At 46.6% G+C, this 22,579-nt stretch carries 17 protein-coding genes; 10 read left to right on the plus strand and 7 right to left on the minus strand.

Annotated elements, in window-relative coordinates; translation table 11 throughout:
* Positions 1–20: 20 nt before the first annotated feature.
* Positions 21–2,045, plus strand: coding sequence for an ATP-dependent DNA helicase (locus tag GCU85_RS01785; protein ID WP_152808746.1), 2,025 nt, complete (start codon positions 21–23; stop codon positions 2,043–2,045).
* A 46-nt stretch (positions 2,046–2,091) separates the two neighbouring features.
* The gene (tsaB, locus tag GCU85_RS01790) at positions 2,092–2,970 is read left to right on the plus strand and encodes a tRNA (adenosine(37)-N6)-threonylcarbamoyltransferase complex dimerization subunit type 1 TsaB (RefSeq protein ID WP_218110473.1); all 879 of its coding nucleotides are present in this window, start codon (positions 2,092–2,094) and stop codon (positions 2,968–2,970) included.
* Between the two features lie 59 nt (positions 2,971–3,029).
* Here tsaB and GCU85_RS01795 read toward each other — a convergent pair whose 3' ends face one another.
* The 4 genes from GCU85_RS01795 to hemN form a co-directional block, all read right to left on the minus strand.
* Positions 3,030–3,383 (minus strand): hypothetical protein, encoded by a 354-nt coding sequence (locus tag GCU85_RS01795; protein WP_152808750.1) that lies wholly within the window; start codon positions 3,381–3,383, stop codon positions 3,030–3,032.
* Between the two features lie 33 nt (positions 3,384–3,416).
* Positions 3,417–3,878 carry a tetratricopeptide repeat protein gene (locus GCU85_RS01800; RefSeq protein WP_152808752.1) on the minus strand — a complete coding sequence of 154 codons (462 nt, stop codon included), beginning with the start codon at positions 3,876–3,878 and terminating at the stop codon, positions 3,417–3,419.
* 105 nt (positions 3,879–3,983) lie between these two features.
* On the minus strand, positions 3,984–4,553 hold the full coding sequence (locus GCU85_RS01805; protein WP_152808754.1) for a D-sedoheptulose-7-phosphate isomerase: 570 nt from the start codon (positions 4,551–4,553) through the stop codon (positions 3,984–3,986).
* Position 4,554: 1 nt separating this feature from the next.
* A complete protein-coding gene (gene hemN / locus GCU85_RS01810) occupies positions 4,555–5,961 on the minus strand; it encodes an oxygen-independent coproporphyrinogen III oxidase (protein ID WP_152808756.1) in 1,407 nt (468 codons plus the stop codon).
* A gap of 372 nt (positions 5,962–6,333) precedes the next feature.
* Between hemN and GCU85_RS01815 the strand changes: the two genes are divergently transcribed.
* From GCU85_RS01815 to GCU85_RS01825, 3 genes are all read left to right on the plus strand, one after another.
* Entirely contained in the window at positions 6,334–6,873 is a 540-nt protein-coding gene (locus GCU85_RS01815) for an adenine phosphoribosyltransferase (protein WP_152808758.1), read from the plus strand.
* A 123-nt stretch (positions 6,874–6,996) separates the two neighbouring features.
* Complete coding sequence (locus tag GCU85_RS01820; RefSeq protein ID WP_218110474.1) at positions 6,997–8,205, plus strand: efflux RND transporter periplasmic adaptor subunit; 1,209 nt, start codon at positions 6,997–6,999, stop codon at positions 8,203–8,205.
* A 39-nt stretch (positions 8,206–8,244) separates the two neighbouring features.
* Positions 8,245–11,493: an efflux RND transporter permease subunit gene (locus GCU85_RS01825; RefSeq protein WP_152808762.1), complete on the plus strand. Its 3,249-nt coding sequence runs from the start codon at positions 8,245–8,247 to the stop codon at positions 11,491–11,493.
* A gap of 89 nt (positions 11,494–11,582) precedes the next feature.
* Here the strand turns inward: GCU85_RS01825 and GCU85_RS01830 are convergent, their stop codons facing one another.
* The 3 genes from GCU85_RS01830 to GCU85_RS01840 form a co-directional block, all read right to left on the minus strand.
* Positions 11,583–12,437 (minus strand): NUDIX hydrolase, encoded by an 855-nt coding sequence (locus GCU85_RS01830; protein ID WP_152808764.1) that lies wholly within the window; start codon positions 12,435–12,437, stop codon positions 11,583–11,585.
* A 118-nt stretch (positions 12,438–12,555) separates the two neighbouring features.
* On the minus strand, positions 12,556–14,916 hold the full coding sequence (locus GCU85_RS01835; RefSeq protein ID WP_152808766.1) for a Lon protease family protein: 2,361 nt from the start codon (positions 14,914–14,916) through the stop codon (positions 12,556–12,558).
* Complete coding sequence (locus GCU85_RS01840) at positions 14,906–15,382, minus strand: flavin reductase family protein (protein ID WP_152808768.1); 477 nt, start codon at positions 15,380–15,382, stop codon at positions 14,906–14,908. Before GCU85_RS01840 ends, GCU85_RS01835 begins: the two co-directional genes overlap by 11 nt.
* A gap of 369 nt (positions 15,383–15,751) precedes the next feature.
* Here GCU85_RS01840 and GCU85_RS01845 point away from each other — a divergent pair, with 369 nt between their 5' ends.
* The 5 genes from GCU85_RS01845 (at position 15,752) to GCU85_RS01865 (ending at position 22,096) form a co-directional block, all read left to right on the plus strand.
* Positions 15,752–16,087 carry a metal-sensitive transcriptional regulator gene (locus GCU85_RS01845; RefSeq protein ID WP_152808770.1) on the plus strand — a complete coding sequence of 112 codons (336 nt, stop codon included), beginning with the start codon at positions 15,752–15,754 and terminating at the stop codon, positions 16,085–16,087.
* Between the two features lie 43 nt (positions 16,088–16,130).
* Positions 16,131–17,213 carry a permease gene (locus GCU85_RS01850; protein WP_152808772.1) on the plus strand — a complete coding sequence of 361 codons (1,083 nt, stop codon included), beginning with the start codon at positions 16,131–16,133 and terminating at the stop codon, positions 17,211–17,213.
* A 149-nt stretch (positions 17,214–17,362) separates the two neighbouring features.
* A complete protein-coding gene (locus GCU85_RS01855; RefSeq protein WP_152808774.1) occupies positions 17,363–18,055 on the plus strand; it encodes a glutathione S-transferase family protein in 693 nt (230 codons plus the stop codon).
* A gap of 159 nt (positions 18,056–18,214) precedes the next feature.
* Positions 18,215–20,875 (plus strand): aminopeptidase N, encoded by a 2,661-nt coding sequence (gene pepN, locus GCU85_RS01860; protein ID WP_152808776.1) that lies wholly within the window; start codon positions 18,215–18,217, stop codon positions 20,873–20,875.
* Between the two features lie 318 nt (positions 20,876–21,193).
* A complete protein-coding gene (locus GCU85_RS01865; RefSeq protein ID WP_152808778.1) occupies positions 21,194–22,096 on the plus strand; it encodes a hypothetical protein in 903 nt (300 codons plus the stop codon).
* The last annotated feature ends 483 nt before the right edge of the window (positions 22,097–22,579 follow it).

A 22,579-nucleotide genomic window follows, 5' to 3' on the forward strand; every position in this document is an offset into this window, starting at 1 on the left:
ATCACACCTGAGTCATTACCTTGGTAACAAATGCCGCACAGCATTTTGCTCATTCGGGCAGCCTAGCGGCTGCCCTTTCGCATTTCGAAAAACGCGAAGGACAAATTGAGCTGGCCGCTGCAATCGAGCAAGCCATTAAGCAAAAAAACCACTTACTCGCGGAGGCAGGCACTGGCATTGGCAAGACATTTGCCTATCTCATCCCAGCACTGCTTGCCGAAAAAAAGTGTTTAATCTCAACGGCAACAAAGCATTTGCAAGACCAAGTTTTTTTCAAAGACTTGCCTGTCGTCGAAAAACTACTCAACCGTAAAATCGCCGTCTGCTTGCTAAAAGGGCGAAACAACTACTTATGCCCTTATCGTTTTGAGCAAACCGCGCAAACCGCAACGGCGCTGAATAAAAAGCAATACCAGCAATTACAAACCATCCGTGAATGGTCAGAAAAAACAACCAGCGGCGATTTAAGCGAAATTGTAACTTTTGCAGCCGATGATATCGGGCTACGCAGCCGAATCACGTCAACCGTTGACAACTGCCTAGGAAGCGAATGCCCTAAATATGACCGCTGCTTTGTCCAAAAAGTCAGAGAAAAAGCCAAAAAAAGTGATCTGGTTATCGCCAATCACGCGTTATTAATGGCGGATGCCGTTTTAAAAGAAACGGGGTTTGCTGAAATTCTCCCTGAAATCGACATTGTCGTGATTGACGAGGCGCACCACCTCAACAAAATCGCGACGGAGGCCTTTGCAGAGAAAATAACCTCCGCGCAACTCAATGAACTACTCAAGGATTTAAACGCAGCTTATAACCAATCAACCAAGACACAAGATACCTTTACGCAAGCCATCAATAAACTAGATAATGCATTGCAAGCACTGACTGACGCACTCTGCACGACAGACAATACAGGGCAAATGTTGCTCGGACAGCTTAAGCAATCTAGCGCCAGCTACGCCGCATTCAAAACGTTAATGCAAGATTTCAAAGCGTTGATGGATGAAGTCCAGACGCTATCAACCAAACACGAAGCACTACAGCCATTATTTGAACGGATGCAGCTTATTGCGCATCGCATCAAAATCGTTTTTGCAAACGGCAAGCAAACAGACCGCAAGCAAACAGAGCGCAACCAAACAGACCATAGCCAAACAGACCATAGCCAAACAGACCACAATCAAGCCACTAATGACACAGATCAAAGCCCTTCTGTCTCGCTGCTTGAATGGTTTCAACACGGATTCAGCGCCTCTAAAATGCCCATTCATCTAGGCAATCGTTTCCATCAGATGATGCAAAACTACGCCGATAGTTGGATTTTTGTGTCAGCAACGCTCTCCGTCAATGAGACTTTTGACTATTATCAAAATGCACTGGGGTTACCCCGCGACATCGCAACGCTGACGGTTCATTCACCGTTTGACTACGAAAATCATGCCGTTTTACATATTTTTGATGATTTACCCGAGCCACGGCAAGCGCAATACACCAGCGCATTTGTCACCGCTGCGCTGCCGATTATTACCGCCTTAAAGGGACGTACCTTCATGCTGTTTACCAGTTACCGCGCTTTGCACGAGGCAGCAGCGTTGTTTCAAACCAGTGATTTTAACGTCTTTGTCCAAGGGGATCAGCCCAAAACCCAATTAATCGATGCGTTTATTCACAGCGATAATGCCGTCTTGCTCGGTACGATTAGTTTTTGGGAAGGCGTCGATATACAGGGCGCGGCCTTGTCATGCGTGATGCTAGACAAAATTCCATTTCCTTCGCCTGCCGATCCGTTTGTCCAAGAACAAGCCAACTACATCAAAAATCAAGGCGGCAATGCTTTTGAGCAATGCTACATTCCACGGGCTGCCACTCTGCTAAAGCAAGGCGCTGGTCGACTGATTCGTAGCCAGCAAGACAAAGGCGTGTTAATTATCGGCGATAGACGACTCGTGACACAATCCTATGGCAAACGTTTACGCGAATCATTGCCCCCAATTAAGGTCGTGGACCAGGCGGCACTCTATCAATTTATTTCAGAAAAACTCCATTAAACCCCATTACTCTAAACGGCTTATAAATCAACTTCCGAATCGGCTTATGACACCAAACCCATCATTAAACGCAGCCACTATTCTTGCGATTGAAACGTGTACTTCTGCTTGCTCAGTGGCTTTATGGGCAAATAACACCCTATCATTTCAATTGATTGACACGCCACGCGGGCATAGCCAAGCACTCATTCCGATGATTGAAGCGTTATTGGCAGAGGCCCAACTAACGGTCAATGACTTGGATTATGTGGCTATCAGCCAAGGTCCTGGCGCCTTTACTGGCATACGTATTGGCGCTGGCGTCGCCAAAGGTATTGCCTACGGACAAAACATTCCGATTATCCCCATTTGTTCGCTTAGCATTTTGGCGCAAGCCGTTTTTACCGACACTGCCGCAGAGCACGTCAGTGTTATGCTTGATGCGCGCATGGGCGAAATTTATGCAGCACAATTCAAACGTCGCACAGCAGCCATTAACACGCATATTGACACCCATATTAATGGCAATTTTGACACCAACAGAAATAGCGCTGCTACCGAAATAACACCTGATTTCATCATCACAACGCCCGCGCAAGTCTGCCGATTGGATGCCGGGACAAATGGCGACACGCCCAATCATGAAACGCCAACTGACGAAAGCCTTGCTGGGAAAGAAGGCCTTGCTGGGAAAAGCGTTACCCGCATTTCAGAGAACACCGTTTCAGGGAACACCATTTCAGAGAAAACGATTTCAGGGCATACCATCGCGGGCACCGCGCTACTCGAATACGCCGAGGTGATTGCAGCAAACGGTGGCATCCCTTGCTCGATTATTTACCCACACGCAAAAGACCTTGTATTGCTTGCCAAAACAGGGCGTTACCCGACTGTTTCAGCGGCTGAATTTTCGCCCGTTTACCTTCGAAACAACGTCACCTACTAAATGCAAAAACAAATACCGCTTCAGGTAAAATTAAGCAAGCCACATGGGATCTAAACAGGCTAGCGCTTGTCTTTGTTTGACCGCGAATGAGGCCGAGAATGAGGCTGAGAACGAGATTGAGAACGGCGAAAACTCGGCAGCTTCATATCACCTAAACGGGCGGTAACAGCACCTTCGCAGAGCTTGAATACGACAAAACACCCCATCGCCAATAACCCGAGAAAAAGTAATTCAAACAGTTGTGCCAATGCACCAAGCTTTAACGCGAGCCAGCCATGTGCCGAAATAAACGCCCAATTGGCAGAAACCAGCTGAAACAGATTCACCGTCAACGCACCAAAACTAAGCCCCGCAAGGACTAATAAAACAAAGGCAATGACGACATGCCGATATAAAAAGTCTTTAATTTTCATCTTGTTTACCTTGCTGTTGATAATCAGCCCGCATCAATGCAATCGATTATCACGCGTTTTATTACGCCCCGCTTTGCTGGCAATCTCTTGCAAATAGACCATTGCACCGTCTTTCCATAGTGGGTTGATTTTAATTACATTTTCAAAATGATTTCGCGCCGCCTCATAGTCACCCGTATTGTAGTGCGCTAGCGCATAATACCAGTGGACATGGACACTATTGGGGTTATCGTCTAAGTACTGTTCACAGTATTCACTCAGGGTTTTGATTTCCCCTTTATCGAACAACCGATCGGCATAATCGACATTAAACTGCTCATTAGATGCCATTTCATCACGCTGAATACTCGCCTGCAAGCGATTAATCGACAACGTATTTTTAAACAATGCATAACTGACAATCATCAACAAAATAATTGCCACCACGGCCATGATTTGCAGATTATTAAATACCGCACGTAACGCGGCGATTTCTTGAATAGCTAATTCTGGCATAACAGATCACATATGAATTGGTTGATTAAAATTAAACCGCAGGATTGAGCCGCAGGATTGTTCCACATAGTCAGGGCAACTGGCATTAAATAAGGCAAACCTGACTCAATCTGTAATCGCTGGCAAAGGCTCTAGCCATTCGCAAAAGTAGTGCAAAATAAAACTATGCGCCTCTTGAATACGCGCGGTTTCATAGGCTGGCACCACAATCGAGATATCCGCCACCGATGCCAATTGTCCACCATCACGGCCTAATAAAGCGATAGTCTGCATTTGCTTTTTCTTGGCGACTTCCACCGCTGCCATGATATTGGCTGAATGACCAGACGTAGAAATAGCAACCAACACATCACCAGATTTCGCAAGCCCATCAAGCTGCCGAGCAAACACCTGTGCATAACCATAGTCATTGGCAATCGCTGTTAATGCCGAGGTATCAACGGTTAAGGCAACCCCTGCATAAGCAGGTCTATCGAGGACATAACGCCCTGTCAGTTCTGCCGAAAAATGCTGTGCATCCGCCGCACTACCACCATTCCCACAGACAAACACTGTTTTTCCATCCAAACACGAGGTTTGAATCAATGCCGCCGCCGCATCAATCGGCTGTTCAATGGTCGCTAATTGCTCAAATACTGCAATATGCGATGCAATTTTTTCTTTTAGTGACAACATATTAGATTGCTTTTGAAAAGGTTTTTTCTTGCGTATTTTCTTGTGTTTTCGGCAAATAGGCATCAAACACCATACAAATATTACGCACCAACAAACGCCCTGGCGGCAACACCACAAAACCATGCTCGGTTAGCGTGAGCAGACCATCCGCTGCCAAAGCGATTAACGCTTGTTTTTCCTGCGCAAAATACTGATTCGCATCAATGCCAAACTGCGCACCAATGGCATCAAAATCTAGCCGCATATTGCACATAATTTCGGTAATGACTTTGCGTCGAATCACATCGTCTGTTGATAATTCGACCCCACGCACCGTCGGCAGCTGCCCTGCATCTAAGCGTTCGTAGTAACTGTCTTTATTTTTATCGTTTTGTGAATAGCTATTGCCGACCATCGAGATAGAACTCATACCAAACCCGAACAAATCACACTCAGAAAACGTCGAGTAGCCCTGAAAATTCCGATACAGGCGGCCCACTTTCTGGTCTAGCGCCATCGCATCGTCAGGTTTAGCGAAGTGATCCAGCCCAATAAAAACATAGCCTGCATCTATCAGCTTTGTAATCGTCATTTCTAGTATCGCCAGTTTTTCGGCAGGGCTAGGTAAATTTTTGTCGAGAATTTGCTTTTGCCCTTTAAACAGGTGTGGCAAGTGCGCGTAGTTAAAAACCGCAATACGATCAGGCGATAGCCCGATAATTTTATCTACCGTTTTTTCAAAATTCTTAACATTCTGAAATGGCAAACCATAAATCAAGTCAACCGAAATCGAATGAAATCCATTGGTATACCCTGCTTCGATGATGAGTTTGGTTGATTCGTAACTTTGAATTCGATTGACCGCGATTTGGACTTTGGGGTCAAAATCTTGGATACCAAACGACAATCGGTTAAAGCCCATTTCGCGCAGGTCAGCAATGCTTTGCTCGGTCACCGTTCGTGGGTCAATTTCAATCGAAAACTCCCCTTCATCGTCTGTCGCAAAATTAAAATACTGGCGAAACATGTTCGTCAGACGCCATTGCTCCTCTGTCGTCAAAAAAGTCGGTGTACCGCCACCCCAATGCAATTGAACCACTTTACGATCAGCATCAATGAGTGACGCAACGTGCTGCATTTCTTTTTCCACATAATCTAAATACGGCGCCGAATGGGTTTTGTTTTTGGTTATAATCTTATTACACGCACAAAAATAACAAATCGTATCGCAAAACGGCACATGCACATAGAGCGACAAGTCGCGTTGACTGGCGTTACTCTCAATGGCGAGCGCGGTAAAGCGTTGATGATCAAAGGCTTCGGTAAATTCAACTGCCGTGGGGTATGAGGTATAGCGCGGTCCTTGTACGCTATACTTTTCGATTAATGACTGGTCAAAGACAGCAGTGCTTTCGTGGGGTGATTTCATCGTAATTATGCCTATAATTTTTATTTTTCGTTTTTTGCTAAGCCATTTGCCCTGGACTGGCACTTGCGCTGGGCTAGACTATAATTTGCTATTTTAGCAGATTCGCGCTTGTTTTTTGTAACGATATTGCCATTGTCATCGGGAATTCATGCAATCGTATGCTATTTTTGCATTATTTCGCTATAATACATTCTGCTAAGTCAGGTTATCGTTCGGCACGGGTCGCCAACACTGCCACCAACACTGCCTTAAGCACTGTCTTGAAACGCTACCTTAATAAAGCCCCAGTAAAGACACTAATACAAGACACTAATAAAGACCTAAAGTAGCCTAATAGTAGCCTAACAACAGCACAACTACACCAGAGAACGCATGCAAACAAAATTTTGGCACGACTATATTTTACACATTCCCGATTACCCAAAGCCTGGCGTAGATTTCAAAGACATCACCCCCTTGATTGCTGATGCAGCTGCATACCAACAAGTCATTGACGCCATGGCGGATTACTGCACCCAAAACAATCTACAGCCCGATCAACTGGTATGCCCAGAAGCCAGAGGATTTATGTTTGCCCCCGCGCTTGCGTATCGCTTAGGGGTGGGGTTTTTACCGCTTCGCAAACCAGGGAAATTACCGAGACAAACGGCTTTTACGCATTATGAACTCGAATATGGCACCGATGAATTGCACATCCACCGTGATGACATTGTCGCTGGTAAGCGTATCGTCATCGTGGATGACGTGCTTGCAACTGGTGGCACAGTCGCTGCAAGCGTGGCATTGTTGCAGTCGTTGGGTGCGAATGTGGTTGCGTGTTTATTTGTCATGTCAATTGATGCCTTGGGGGGACAACAACGAATCCAATCACAACACCCCAACACCATCGTCCACGCGCTCAAACACTATTAAACCACCCTAAAAAACATCCTAAAAACACTTATGACTGACTCGCCACCACCAACTCAACCGAAGTACCGCCCGAAACGACTCCCTTTTATTATTTTGGGGCTATTATTCGTTGTAGGCGCCATAATGGCAAGCAACTATATGATTAGTCAAAAAAAACCACCCGAATCTGTGGCAAAGCCAGCGCCTGTTATCTTTGTCGACAGCCTACCCGTGACCCTAACCGATAATGCGGTGACTATCGAGACACAAGGCTTTGTCCGCGCCAAAAATCGGGCGGTCATCAGCGCCGAAGTCAGTGGCAAAATTGAACAAATCGCAGATACCTTAGCCATTGGTGAAATCGCCAAAACAGGACAACCCTTACTCACCATAGAGGAAACCAACTATCGTGCCGCCCTATTTGCCGCCAAAGCCGCATTAGCCAGCGCCGAACGCCAATATGCCGAAGAACGAGCGCGCGCCAAACAGGCCGAGCGTGATATCAGTCGGCTTGGTATCACCGGTAATGAATTGGCCCAACGCAAACCCCAGCTTGCCCAAGCCCAAGCTGACATTGCTAATGCCAAAGCACAAATCAAACTTGCCGAGCGTAATCTCGCACGCACAAACGTCACCGCCCCCTTTGATGGCGTTATCACCGCTAAACACGCCAACCTTGGCGAAATCATCAATACTGGCACGGCACTCGCCGAACTGGTTGACACCAGTACCTTCACAGCGACTGCCGCACTCAATCCTGCGCAAATTCAACACATCGATGGCATAGGTAGCACGGCTAAAATCACCGATACGGTCACTGGCGAAACCTTTAACGCCCAAATCGACCGTATCGCACCCGCATTTGATGCACAAAACCGCACCATTAATGTCTATCTGGATATTGCCGCACCGTATGCAAACCCAACACCGCTACGCTTAGACAGCTTTGTCCACATGTCAATCGCGGGCAAACGCTACCCAGATACCGCATGGATACCAAATACCGCCATTGTCGACAATGCATTTGTTTGGCAAATAAAGCCCGACAGCCGTATTGACAAAGTACCTGTTCGTCTCATTTTTCAACAAAGCAACGACACGTTGGTTGCTTTCGAAGCACCAATAACACGATTGATTGCCTTGCCCAAAGATGCCTTTAGCGTTGACTTAGCGGTTGTCGATAATAATCCCGACAGCAGTGTCGATAACGATAATAACCCCGACAATCTGCAAACGAACTCGCCACTACCTGAGTCTAACCGCAAAGCACCAAACTCAGAACCAGACTCAGCAACCAACTCAGACCAACCCAATACGCCCGCTGATGGACAAACTACCCATGATACCCAGTAACCGTGCTGTGCTATTCGTTATTTCAATGAACTATTCGTTATGAAACCACCTAACCGCTCCCCTAGCCAAGCCCCGAATCAAACCCCTAGCCAATTGCCACAGTCTCAGCAACAGCACCCCATTATTGCTTGGTTTATCAGCAACCCCGTATCGGCTAATTTATTAATGCTCGGTATTTTGCTGACAGGATTATCGATGGTCGGTTTTTTTGGGCTATTCGGCATGACCACCCAACTGCGGTTAGAAGCATTTCCTTCATTACCGCCAACGACAGTCACCATTACCGCCAGCATCAACGGCTCAACGCCTGAAGATGTAGAGGCAGGCATTACCAACAAAATCGAAGAGGCCATCGATACCGTTCAAGGCGTCGAAAAAACCACGTCAGTCAGCACATCAAGCAGCGCGATTATCACCGTAACCGCCGAGCTAAATTACGACATTGATGAGCTCTATGAGTCCCTCAAGTCTCGTGTTGATGCCATTAACGGCTTGCCAGCAGAGGTTGAAAACGTCATCGTCGCCAAAGAAGACTTCCAAAACCGTATTGTCTGGGTTAGCCTATATGGCGATGCGTCAGAACGCGTATTAAAAAGGGAGGCCGAGCGCTTAAAAGACCGTTTGTTAGAAAACCCCTACGTCAAAGGTATTTCTCTACGCGGCAGTCGCGATGATGAAATCGCCATCGAAGTTAGCGAAACCACGCTCAAAGAATACCAACTCACACTGGCAGAAATTGCCAGTGCCATTGCCAATAATTCATTTGACCTCGCGACAGGTCAAATCGACTCCAGCCAAGGTAGCGTCACTTTACGCATCCAAAATCAAGCCTACCAAGCGGACGATTTTGCCAATATTATCGTGCGCAGCAGCCCCGAAGGCGGCATGACCTACTTGCGTGACATCGCCCACATTAACGATGGATTTGTCGAACAAGATACGCTGTCGTTATTTAATGGTCAGCCGAGTATTTCGTTACGCGTCTTCAACGACCGCGACGGTAATGTCATCGAAGCGGATAAGGCCGTCAAAGCCATCACCGCAGATTTTGAGTCCACCCTACCACCCAATGTTAAAATGGGGCTTTGGAACAACCGCGTCGAGTACGTGCGGGACCGAATTGATTTATTTGTTCGCAACACTTTAACTGGCGTGTTGTTGGTCTTTTTATTGTTGACGCTATTTCTCAATCTGCGGCTTGCTTTTTGGGTCGCAGTTGGGATTCCTGTCTCGTTTTGTGGCGCGTTAATCCTAATGCAATTATTTGATATTTCTATCAGCCTGCTTAGCCTGTTTGGCTTTATCCTCGTATTAGGCATTGTCGTTGATGATGCCATTATTATTGGAGAGAGTATTTATACACAAAAAAAACGTGAAAACAACACACCCTTTGCCACCATCAACGGTGTTTCGCGTGTCTCTACGGCAGCGACTTTTGGGGTGCTGACAACGGTAGCCGCCTTTTTACCCCTTACCACTATCGACGGACGAATGGGGAATTTGCTCGGGCAAATCGCGTTTGTGGTGGTTTTCTGTCTGTTATTTTCGCTAGTGGAGTCTAAACTGATTTTGCCCGCGCACCTACACCCAATCCGTGTACCCACGAAGCCCGACAACAATCGACCCATTTGGGAACGTATCCAACAACGCACCGCACACGGCTTTGAGCAATTTATCGAAAAACTCTACCTACCACTACTCACCCATGCTTTAACCCACCGTTATTTTTGTCTCTTATTTTTTATTGCCCTGCTTATTCTGAGTATTGGACTCGTAAAAGGCGGGGTTATTCGCCAATCCTTTTTCCCTAATGTCGAGTCACAAACGATTAGTTTAACCGTCGAAATGGATTCCAACACCAATGTCGACTATACCTTTGCCGCCATGCACAAAGCCAGCGAAGATTTACGCACCGCTGACCAACAGCTGGTCGACAGACTGGGATTAAGCGCGCCCAACGTCACTCGCATTTCTGCCTACAATCAAGGTGATACCACTTTTTCAATCTTTGCAGGGCTTGCAGGCAATGAAACCCGAACCATTGATGCACAGACTATCGCGAATGAATGGCGCCAAGTCGTTGGCGCGATTGAAGGTGCCAAATCGATTAATTTTTCGGCACGCCAACGGTTTGGCAGCGCTGACATAGAAATTAACTTGATTGGCGAAGACGATACTGCCCTACGCACAGCCAGTGAGGCGCTTAGCGACAAACTAGCCACGTTTGTAGGCGTCGGTGATATTCGGTCTGATTTTGACACGGGCGACAAAGAAATCAAAATTGACCTAAAACCCGAAGCCGAAATCTATGGTATCAGCCGCGCACAAGTCGCCACCGCTGTCCGCGATGCGTTTTTTGGCCGCGAAGCGCAACGCGTTCAGCGTGGTAAAGAAGAAACCCGTGTGGTTGTACGTTACCCGCGAGAAGCCCGTCGTAGCCTATCAGACCTTTACCATTTAAATATTCGCACGACCGATGGACGCCAAATCCCCATCGAACGTGTCGCCAGCCTATCATTTAGTAGTAGCCCCAGCAATATCGAACATATCAACGGTCAACGCAAAGTCAGCATTTATGGTAATGTCGATAAATCGATTGCCAACACCGATGAGATTTTATCTTCACTTACGCTGGGTTTTCTACCCGACTTAGTCGATCGTTATGGCCTGACTTACCAAATGGGCGGCGAAGGCGAAGAAAACGCAAAATCACAACAATCGATGCTCGTTGGTCTGATTGTCTCGCTTGTTTCTATCTATGTATTACTTGCTATCCCGCTTAAATCTTACAGTAAGCCATTCATTATCATGTCGGTCATTCCGTTTGGTATCATTGGTGCGATCTTAGGTCATTTGATTTTGGACATGAATTTATCAATGCTGTCAGGATTTGGAATCATTGCTTTATCGGGCGTTGTCGTTAATGATTCTTTATTGTTTATCAGCACGATACAACTCTATCGCAGCGAGGGCGCTTCACTATATGAAGCCATTCGCATGACTGGCGTTCGGCGATTTCGCCCCATCATCCTCACTAGCGTCACGACTTGTGCGGGGCTATTACCGATGCTGCTTGAGACTTCTTTTCAGGCACAATTTTTAATCCCGATGGCGGTATCGCTCAGCTTTGGCATTATTTTTGCCACTACAATTACGTTGATACTCGTGCCGACATTGTATTTTATTTTAAACGATGTCCGTCATTTATTTTTTGAAGCGAGCGAAAATACCCCGAAAGAACCAACAGCAGCACAACCAACAGCAGCACAATCAACGCCCCTTAAATAACACACCCTAGCAACAACCGCCCAATAAAGCGCCAATCTATAAAGCGCCAAAAAAGACCAATACGGCGACAGCGGTTACTACAGCGGTTACTACAGGGGCTGATACATACCCTGTTGCAAGCGCAAGTAATCAGAATGTTCAGGCCCAATTAACCCGTGACGTATCGCAAAATCAATAATAACCACGGCACTATTGAATTTAAAATCCTGTGTACCCGCGACCCAATCCAGTAAATCGTGTATCGGCACACACATAAAAGATTCGACCTCATCGTCGTTGACCGTTGGCACAAAATCCGCAGGCAGGCATAAGTCATAATTAAAAATCACATCGGGGCGCAGCCCAATAGGCAGATCATAGCGGTAGCTAATCGCTGAAGCAGGCACCGCTGTTTTAGCGAGCCATTCTGGGATGCTGGCTTCCTCTTGGCACTCTTTGATCATATTTTCCCAGACCGACAAATCGTGCGGCTGACCACCTGCGGCGATTTGATCATACTTGCCAGGCGAGGTCGGTTTATTGCTAGCACGCTTTGCCACCCACATATGAATCCCGTCCGACTTTTTTACATAGCCATTGACATGCACGCCATACCCAGTAATACCTAGATAAGACAAAGCCGCCCGCTCTAACAAAAACAAGGTGGGCGAACCATGACAAGCCTTAACCGCATAGCGTTCATCACGCCAGCCTGATAAGCCACGATGCGCAAAAAAATCCACAAAAAAATCCGCAAGCTCATCCTCAAACTGATGACAGGATTCAGAGGCAAAGCTCATATTCACCGTTTTGAATGCGTTATCAATACAAAACAAAGGCGGTTTCAAGGCATCCAATAATTGCACATCAACCTGGCCGACTTTGGTGCCATTAACGAACAGCGGATAATATTGCCGTTTGGGGATACGGCGGTTCACCTCGTAGAGCCGATCAATTAATGCCATCAATATCAACCTGATGAATCATTTTTTACCGACTGATTTTTTACCGACTGACATTTTAGCGAATCACTTTTTAGCGACTGACTTATCAACGACTGTGGATACCGAATCACGACCAACCTCACCCATTCGTCGATTGTTGACAAAGTGCCTTTAGTCTATCGCTAGCTTTGACCAATACCGTATCGGTGTCGTGTGTTGTTTGATGCAAAAACTGCGCTTTACACGATAGCGAATCCGTCAAAATCGCAAAGGCATCAAGGATATGGTCAACCGCATAAATATGAAACCTGCCTTCGCGACACGCGCGCACAACATCATCACGTAGCATCAACTCACCGACATTCGTGGCGGGGATAATCACCCCTTGATTCCCCGTTAATTCATCAAATTGGCAACAATCATAAAATCCTTCGATTTTTTCGTTAACGCCGCCAATCGCTTGTAGGTTGCCAAATTGGTCTATGGCTCCTGTGATGGAAAGGCTTTGTTTGATTGGCATATCGGTCAACGCCGACAGCAAACAGCACGCCTCGGCACCCGATGCAGAATCACCATCGATACCGCCGTAGCTTTGCTCGAATGCAATCGAGGCAGAAAAAGCAATCGCATGGTCAGGTTTTAGCAAATACCGCAGCAAACCACCCAAAATTTGCACGCCTTTGGTATGAATTTGGCCTGACAAATCGGCTTTTTCTTCGATATTAATAATACCGGCTTTGCCTGGTGCAATCGTTGTTGTAATTCGCGCAGGAAATCCATAAGAAATGCCGCCGCCCTTAGCCACGGCAAGCCCATTAATTTGACCGACGCGCTCACCCGCTGTTTCAATAATAATCGTACCACTGGATAGGTAGTCATAAAATCTTTTGGCGGGTGCATATTCGCGGTGTTTTTTGGCGCGAATGGCGGCGACAATGTGTTGCTTCGTAACCATATCCGCATCGGCTTTTTGGGCCAGATAGCTGGCTTCTCTTGCCGTATCCATCACGCGACCAAATCGCGCTGAAATTTTATCTTTGGATTGACTCAGACGCGCACCGTGCTCGACTAGCTGCGCAATCGCCGTTTTGTCAAAGTGCAGAAGCCCCTCTTGGTCAACGACTTTGCGAACGACTTGTGCGTACTGCAAAAAACTATCGGCCTGTCGGGTTAACGCGGTGTCTAAATCAACGAGCACTTTAAAATTATCAGAAAAGGTCGCTTCATACGCTTTTAATTGATAAAAACGCTCATGAGAGCCAATCAAAATCACTTTGACATCGAGCGGAATCGGGTCAGGCCGAATAACGGCTGGACGGCCATTTAACTGATCTTCAAATGCAATACTCAGCTTGCCTGAGTGGATAGTGCGCATAATCGTTGCCCACGTACCACTTTCAGCAAGCGCCTCATCGACCTCAATAATCAGAAATCCACCATCCGCTTTTAACAACGAGCCTGCGCTAATACTGGCATATGGGGGGAGCTTTCCTTCGCTTTCCACCGAGCCCAATAAATTAGTTAGCGTTGGGCTGCTCTCAAAAATCACAGGTGCCACTTGGTTGCTTTCATGGCTACTCAAGATATTGACCCCATAAAGATTGGCGACATCTAGCGATTTGTTATTACTGTGCAAGATATTTTGCACAAAATCATCAACAATCTCGTCTACATAGGCATCCACATCCGCGTGCGTGAATTTTTTAGAAATCGCGTCTAAATAGCCGCTTAATTGTTCGCGCGCAAATGTTGTATCAATTTGACGGATGTCGGCAAAACTGGCTTCAATTTCTTCGTTAGCTGCCTCAGCGGCTTGCATAAGCATCTCTTGATAACGGTCAATATTTTCGTTAAAACTGTCGACATCAGACTGGCTGATTTTTTTTTGCTGTAGTAGCTGGATAACCTCTTCATTAGAGACAATCTGACCTTCATAGGTCGGCGCAATCACCATGCGCATTTGACCATTTTGCTTAACATTGGCTAATGCCAAATCCACCGCCGCCAGTTTTTCTTCTAGTGGTCGGTAGATTTCAGCGACGCGTTGATTGGTCTTTTCCTCTACGGCTTTTCGTTGCTGACGGATGGCATCGCCATTGAATGTTTTGGGTAAATCATTCACCACATAATCGGCAAAGGCACACATCATTTGCTTAAATAACTTGCCGTAACCGCCCTCTAAAGTAATTAATCTCGGGGCATTCGGGTGTTGGAAATTATGCACATAACAGTAATCTTTGTAACGGCGTTTTCTAGGTTTTATCTCAGACAACACTTTTTTAACCAGCGTCTTGCGTCCTGCACCAGACAAACCGCGCACATAAGCATTAAACCCTGGCGCTTCACACTCAATCGCAAAGGCCAATGCAGATTTTGCCGTATCGTGACCGTAAACCTGCAAGGTTGGCTTGATATCTTTGGTCGTATTAAATGGAAAATCTTCTGGATTAACCTGCCAATACAAGGCATCATCACTGACTCGAAAAGTTTCATGTTTCATAAATCGGCCCCTCACTCATGGTCGAACGATAATACAAAAGCGGTGCTTTTTGACTATCACCTAATACAATTTGCTGGACGTCACCGATCACGATATCGTGATCGCCTTCGGGATAGCTAGCCCCTTTAGCGCAAACCAGCACTGCCAATGCATCACGCACAGCAGGCAAGCCGTCAACGGTCATTAATTGTGATTCAATACCATCGCGGCTTTCACCAGCAAATTGATACGCCAGCACCGTCTGTTCCGCTGTCAAAATCGAGATACTAAAACGATCAACTTGCTGGAATCGTTGCTGTGATTTGCCCTGATTACCCAGACAAAATAGTACTTTTTGTGGGGCTAGCGACAGCGAAGAAAAGGCGCTAATTGTCACGCCCTCAGCGACATCACCATCCAAAAAATTAACGACGCAAACCCCAGTTGCAAATCGCCCAAGTGCCTGCTTAAAAATCTCTGTTGTCATCAACCCGCCTATTTAAAATTCAGTCTCAAATTACCGTTAATTTTGTTGGGATTACACCAAGAAACTCAGACATGCCGAATCACTTGGGTAAACGACCTTATCAACCCCAAAATATCTCTCTGTTGTATTTAGCGTTAACTAACGACTGAGATTATTTCCTCGTGTCGCTATTGTATCGAATTCGACCGTACACAACAACGCCAAAGTCACGTCAAAGCCAAATTTGTCCTTCATTCGCCCTTCATTTGACCATATTTTACTTTCATTTACCTTATTTCCCCTTGATTTTCGCACCCAAATCATATACCCTACAGGGGTATATAAAAAACCCAAAACCGACAACTAAAAAACCACACTAGAAACCACATCATGCCAAACAAACACCCCGATCAGCACCCCCATCATCAGCCAGAGTATCAGCCCAGCTTAGCGCCGCAGCAACACCCTAGCCATCACGCGCAAATCCCCAAACTCAACCGTGTAAGTGGTCAGGTCGATGCCATCAAGCGCATGATTTCAGACCAACGCTACTGTGTCGATATCATCACGCAGCTCAAAGCGGCAAGAAGTGCACTCAAAAGCATTGAACTGACCATTTTATCCACCCACATGCGACAGTGCCTAGATAGCGCCTGCCAACAAGACGCAAACGATGTACAACAAAAGATTGAAGAGCTCATCATTCTGCTCAAAAAATACGAATAACCCCATAAAAAAATAGACACATAAAACAAGACGAGGCATTACCATGACTAACCATTCGTGCTGTCATAGCAACAACAATAATTCAGGCAAAAAACCGTCAGGCATTAGGCGCTTTGATTTGTTATTTTGGTTCTCCCTCATTGCTGTTGGTACGCTTTATTTCCTCGGTATCTTGTTCCCCGATTTTGTTGCTAAATTTGACTGGCTAAATACGATGGCGCATACCGCACACCAAATGATCCATGCGATGTGGTGGGGGGTTGCCATCGGTGCGATTTTTATTGGCATTTTATCTAAAGTTCCCCGTGAATTTGTTATGGCCATTCTCGGCCGAGGTGGCAGTGTTAGCGGCTTGTTTCGCGCAACCGCTGCGGGCGTTTTGCTTGATTTATGCTCGCATGGTATTTTGATGGTCGGTGTCAAACTCTACGAACGCGGCGCAAGCGCAGGGCAAGTCATGGCTTTTTTACTCGCCAGCCCTTGGAACTCGTTCTCGCTAACACTCATTTTGATTGGATTGATTGGTTTTAAATGGACGATGGTGTTTATTGCGCTATCGATGCTCATTGGGTTTATTACTGGCTGGGTATTCGACCGCTTTGTTCACGCAGGCATTTTGCCCAAAAACCCTGCTGATGTGGTGTTACCCACCGATTTTAAGTTTTGGTCACAAGCCAAACGCCAGCTTCGACAAACCCAATTCAACGCCGATTTCTTCAAAACCCTATTGCTTAACGGTATCCGTGATTCTAAAATGGTCGTACGCTGGTTGTTATTTGGTGTTTTTCTAGCCGCCTTGCTTCGTGCACTATTCGACCCAACGCAATTTGAACGCTATTTTGGCCCGACACTTATTGGACTCATCATTACCATCGCAGTCGCTACCGTCCTCGAAGTCTGCTCAGAAGGCTCGACCCCAATTGCCGCCGATATCGTTACCCGCGCCAATTCACCAGGTAATGGGTTCGCTTTTTTGATGGCAGGTGTCTCAACCGACTATACCGAAGTCATGATTTTAAAAGACACGACCAAAAGCTGGAAAATCGCCCTATTTTTACCGCTGATTACGGTGCCACAGGTTGTCCTCGTTGCTTGGTTAATTAATGTCAGCTACGGCGGCGGTTAAATCTAACCCCTGCTTTTTACCAATCACGGGAATTGACGTGGACAACATAAGTATTCGCATTATGCGCATTATGGGCATTACGATTATTACTATCCAGACAGATACGTTATAATGGTTTCCAAACACTATTCCTATCCAGCGAATTCACTATGCAACCCATCCAAGTTATCGGCTACCCAATCTCCCCCTATGTAAAAAAAGTTCTCGCGGCACTCAACCTCATTGGGGTGGATTATGAGCTAGACCCACTCAATCCTTTTACTGAAAAAGCACGACTCACACCGATTAACGCGGCTGGCCAAGTCCCCGTCTTAGTCTACGATGGCAAAGTCATCACCGAATCGCCTGAAATTTGTTTGTTCCTCCATCAGCATTACCCCGACTACGGATTATACCCCAGCAAATCGGACGATATTTATCGGATTAACAAGCTAGAAGCCTTTGCCGATAGTGCCATGATGATTGTCTTTGGCGCGAGACTATTGCATCAACGCGTCATCATTCCCACCTACACCCACGAACCCCCTAACCACGACATCGTCCATCCCGCATTACAAACCCATGGCCCACAAATTTGCGATACGCTTGAGGCAATTGCACCGCCACAAGGATTTTTATCACCTGACGGGCTTTCGATTGCAGACATTATGATTGGCGCCACTTTGCACGCTGGGCTGTTAGCAGGATTTTGTTTGGATGAAAACCGTTGGCCATTGTTATCTCGGTATATACAGCGCATCCTTAGCCACCGTGCGGTAGCGCCCATCATCGCGATGGAAGCACAATACCCAGAAATCAAACAAGCCAGAATCGAGTTTGCGTATCCTTTCCCGTCATTGTAAACCGATCAATTTTAATCCTATATTATTACTATATTAATCCTATAATTTTTACTAAACTTTGTGTACTATAAATAGCGCATAGACTAACGTGCATAAACTAATACGAATAAACTAACGCGCCAGACTGACAGACAACGACTACTATCCCCACAGGACGCCATGACACAACGCAAAAAAACACCACAAACGCAATACTTAGCCGATTACAAACGGGCTGATTTCACCATTGAACAAGTCACGCTCGATTTTTCGTTGTTTGATAACCAAACCATCGTCACCAGCAAAATAGTATTCAAAAAAACCAACAATCGTGTCAAAAACTTACACCTAACGGGAGAAGACCTCACGCTACTCAGTGTCAGCATTGACCAAAAAGAAACCAGTCACTACGAAGTCAGTGACACAGGCCTCACAATCAAGCAAGTACCCAACGAATTCACCCTGTCAACACAAGTACTCATCCACCCTGAGAAAAACACCCTGCTTTCTGGGCTTTATCGCTCCAACGCTATATTCTGCACGCAGTGCGAGGCCGAGGGGTTTAGACGCATCACCTATTTCTTAGATCGACCCGATGTGATGACCACCTATCAAGTTCGCATCGAAGCCGACAAAACCCAGTACCCCGTTTTATTATCCAACGGTAATTTAGTCGAACAAGGTGATGCTGGGCAGAACCGACACTTTGCGATGTGGCATGACCCATTCCCCAAGCCCAGTTATTTATTTGCCTTAGTCGCTGGAGATTTGGCCTGCATCAACAAGACCACAACCACCCAATCAGGACGAGACGTTTTATTAGAAATCTACACTGAAAAAGCCTTTATCAATCAAGCCGACTACGCGCTGGGCGCACTAGAACGCTCACTCAAGTGGGACGAGGAAACCTTTAACTTAGCCTACGACCTTGATCGCTATATGATTGTTGCGATTAGTGATTTTAATGCTGGCGCAATGGAAAACAAAGGCCTTAACCTATTTAATGCCAAATACGTCCTTGCCTCCCCCGAAACCGCCACCGATAAAGACTTTTTTAATATCGAAAACATCATTGGACACGAGTATTTTCACAACTGGAGTGGTAACCGAGTCACGTGCCGCGACTGGTTTCAACTATCCCTCAAAGAGGGGTTGACCGTTTTTCGCGATGCGTTATTCTCTGCTGACATGACAACAAAAGGCTACAAACGCCTAGAGGAAGTCCGCACCGTGCGCGACCACCAATTCATCGAAGACCAAGGGCCAATGAGCCACCCAGTGCGCCCCAGTAGCTACATAGAAATCAATAATTTTTACACCTTAACCGTGTACGAAAAGGGCGGTGAGATTATCCGTATGATGTATCAAATGATGGGGGCTGAGACGTTCAAGCGTGGATTAGCCTTATACTTTGAACGTCACGATGGGCAGGCCGTCACCGTTGAAGATTTTGCGACCGCGATGTCGGATGCGTCAGGGATTGATTTGACAGGACAGTTTTTCCGTTGGTACACCCAGTCAGGCACACCCACCGTTCGTGTTAATAGTCTGTACGATGCGCAAAGCAAAACTTACAAGCTCACTTTCAGCCAACACCACCTACCCACCGCAGACCAAGCAAACCAAGCAGACAAACAGGATTTAGTGATACCCATTGCTTATCGCTTATTTGACGAGGCGGGGCAATCGCTTTGCGATGAACGCACGATTGTCTTAACCGAGTCTGAAAAAACCATCGAATTTGGTAGTTTGTCCAAACGTCCAGTGGCATCCATTTTGCGCAACTTCTCCGCACCCGTTCGTCTACATTTCGAACAATCCATAGACGACTTGCATACTTTGGTTCGTTTTGATGATGATTTATTTGTCCGCTACGATGCATTGCACCACATCCTTAAATCTGCTGTCAGCCAGCTCATTGGCCAACAGACAACACCCCAGAAAACACCCCAGAAAACACCCCAGTCAATACCCCAGTCAACGCTAACCCAGTTAGTCGGCACTTATGAGTACCTATTAACAAAAGACAACACACCCGCCATAGAAAAAGCAGAACTACTCGCCCTACCCAGTTTGTCCGTATTTTTCAGCTTATTACCCGAACACCCTTTGGATGCGGTTGACCAAGCCGTTAAAACGCTAAGCGCGGCGCTTGCCCAGCAAATGAGCGAACCTTTGCAAGCCAGATTAAGCACGCCTTGCGAGCATGAGGAACACGATTTATCCTTTGCCGCGGTTTCTGAGCGCAGCTACCGCAATGCGTGTTTGCAACTGTTATCGTATGCGGGCGATACCGACAGCATTGCACGCGCGAAAAACGCCTACGACCAAGCCCAAGGCATGACTAATCGCCTCGCCGCCTTAGAAGCACTTAACCAAACCCAAAGCCCCGAACGCGAAGCTGCCCTTAGCGATTTTTATCAACGCTTTGAATCCGACCCACAAGCGCTAGATAAATGGTTTGCGGTACACGCCAGCGCCGATTTCCCTAATACCATCGACACCGTGAAATCACTCGCCACACATCCTAAGTTTCAACTAACCAATCCCAATAAAGTCCGCGCACTTTATGGCACATTTTGTATGCGCAATTTAGCACAGTTTCACCACCCATCAGGGCAAGGCTACCGCCTATTGAGTGATTTAATCGCCACGCTCGATACGATTAACCCTAGCCTTGCAGCGCGCATGGCATCACCACTCACACAATGGCAGCGCTTTGACGACGCACGTCAAGACTTAATGAAAACGGCGTTAACGACCTTGGTTAACCTGCAACCCATTTCTGATGACTTGTATGAAATTATCAGCAAATCACTGGCAGTGGAGCAATCCGCCTAGCCCAATCCGCCTAACCCAATCCTAGCAACCTGAGCAATCCTATTGGCCACTATTAACCCACTTTCCCATCAAGCCAATTTCCCATTAACCCTCTTTCATTACAATTCATTAATATTGACAGTTAATATTGAAAAAACTGGCAAAAAGCGGTTATAATACCCAGCAATTTTTAACTCTATTTAACTTAGGTCGCGCTACCATTCGGTTACGCTATTAGGTTGTATTAAGTTACGCCACCATCGGCAAACACCAGGAAAGCACTAGACAAACACTAGACAAAACCTATTGACAAACCACACTAAGCAACAGGGAAACGCAATGAAAAACAACACAATCAAGCAATTACTCTCTCTTCAATGGGCAAAGCCTGCTACCCTACTGGGGGCTTGCCTAGGCAGCCTGCTGTCAATCGCACAAGCTGATAATATTCTCGTTGTTGGTAACTCAACTGGACAAGCTACAACTGCTACCACAGGTATCGAGGCTGCTCTGCTAGCTGATGGGCATACCGTCACTCGAATCAATTATCCTGCCCCATCTGCTGGTGCAGTCGCAACAGCACTGGGTGCCAACAACTACGATCAAATCTATGTTTTCGAATATTGTTCTAATTGCACACACCTAGATGCCACCGATATTGCTGCGATTGCGACCTTTTGGCAAACCAAGCAGGCACTCGTTGTCGACACCAGAGCCTATACCTTTTATTCACTTGGTCCAGCGGCGACCGACCCACTCATGAACGCCTCAGAAACCGCCTTAGTGCAAAATATCGCCAGCGCCATGTCAACTGCGGGTGGTGGTGTCTATCTGGGTACCGACCACGCGACACAGTGGACGGGCATGACCAATGCAGTCCTTGGCGCGATGGGTGTCGACCCTGTAACAGGGGCGACTAGTAATCCTGTCAACTTTGCTGACCCCAGCTCGGTATTGTTGCAAAACGTCACACCAGATGATTTGTCACTGGGAAGTATTGGAGAAGCCCCACTCGGTCCACAGCCCAATGGCATCGAGATGTTTATTCATTTCGGTCACGATGATGGTGCAGGCAACATTACCCCTTACATATCCGCTAGCTTCCCACTCAGTGGTCCTGTCGCCGCGATAAGCCACGTGCCTGTAAGCAGCCCGTGGACACTGGCATTAGCATTGGCGCTACTCGGCTGGCTGGGTCTCTCTGCCTCGCAAAGATTAAATACGAGAAAACTAAACGGGTAACAGGTAGCGGCTAACAATTACACGAATGGGCGATTGCGCGAACGGGTGAACGGGCGAATGGGCAGCAAGGCATAAAACATAAGGCAACATAAGGCCAAATCGCCCAGTCACGCCGTTAATCGTTAGCCATTAGCCATTAGCCATTAGATATACCCTAACACACCCACCCCTACAAACAAATACCCCCCGTCCCAAACCGTCGACACACAATCTTTGTGTCAACAAAATAGCTCGACAATAAATTTAAATTGATAGCTACTATTTAGTTTGCTTAATTTGTGATATATTGATGCCTATCTTGGCAGAGACTAGGTAAAGATTCGTCAAGGGGTAAGGATTAGGCAAGGACTAGGCAGGCAAAAACTAAGCAAGGGGCATCATAGAACAGCGTGCTATAAAAGCGCGCACCATAACGCAGTATAAAACCGCCACTCCCTTATTTTTCCTCATCTCGTCCTATTTCATCTTATTTCACCCTACCCT

Source organism: Ostreibacterium oceani, from assembly GCF_009362845.1.
Taxonomy (GTDB): Bacteria; Pseudomonadota; Gammaproteobacteria; order Cardiobacteriales; family Ostreibacteriaceae; genus Ostreibacterium; species Ostreibacterium oceani.